1 protein-coding gene is annotated in these 223 nt (G+C 65.0%); it reads right to left on the reverse strand.

Annotated elements, in window-relative coordinates; translation table 11 throughout:
- A partial coding sequence (locus tag OO54_RS41205) for a beta-ketoacyl synthase N-terminal-like domain-containing protein (RefSeq protein WP_033213021.1) occupies window positions 1–223 on the reverse strand: 223 nt, incomplete at both ends.

The raw sequence follows: 223 nt of genomic DNA on the forward strand, positions 1-223 counted from the left end.
CAACCCGGCAGGATCGACACCCGCCCGCTCGAGGACCTCCCACGACGCCTCCAGCATCAACCGCTGCTGAGGATCCATCCCCAACGCCTCACGCGGCGAAATACCGAAGAACCCCGCATCGAACCCCGCGGCATCCTCCAGGAACCCACCCTCACGGACATAACTCCTCCCCGCACGATCCGGATCCTCATCGAACAACGACCCCAGATCCCACCCCCGATCC

Source organism: Streptomyces wedmorensis (assembly GCF_000716445.1).
In the GTDB taxonomy this organism is placed as follows: domain Bacteria; phylum Actinomycetota; class Actinomycetes; order Streptomycetales; family Streptomycetaceae; genus Streptomyces; species Streptomyces wedmorensis.